Source organism: Seonamhaeicola marinus (assembly GCF_008085455.1).
The window spans coordinates 1-228 of the sequence record NZ_VSDQ01000308.1; the positions used below are offsets into that span (position 1 = coordinate 1).

Below are 228 nucleotides of genomic sequence, written 5' to 3' on the forward strand. Positions count from 1 at the left end.
AGTTCGCCTACTTCAATAGGATTTAAAAAATCTACTCTATTTACTGATGCTGTAACACAATAATGTCTTGAATGTTTTGATGCACAAGCAAAGGCAATTTGGTCCATTAAATTTAAAATATGACCACCGTGAATTTTTCCACTAAAATTAGAGTGCGATGGTAGCATAAGCTCTGTAATAGTAACTTGCGATTCTTTTGGGTGTTTAAACATGTTTAAGCTATTAAAT

General features: G+C 32.0%; 1 protein-coding gene. It reads right to left on the minus strand.

What is annotated here, in order from left to right; all coding sequences use genetic code 11:
* On the minus strand, window positions 1–212 hold a 212-nt coding region (locus tag FUA24_RS04100; protein WP_317131931.1), incomplete at its 3' end, for an acyl-CoA thioesterase.
* Between the last annotated feature and the right edge of the window lie 16 nt (window positions 213–228).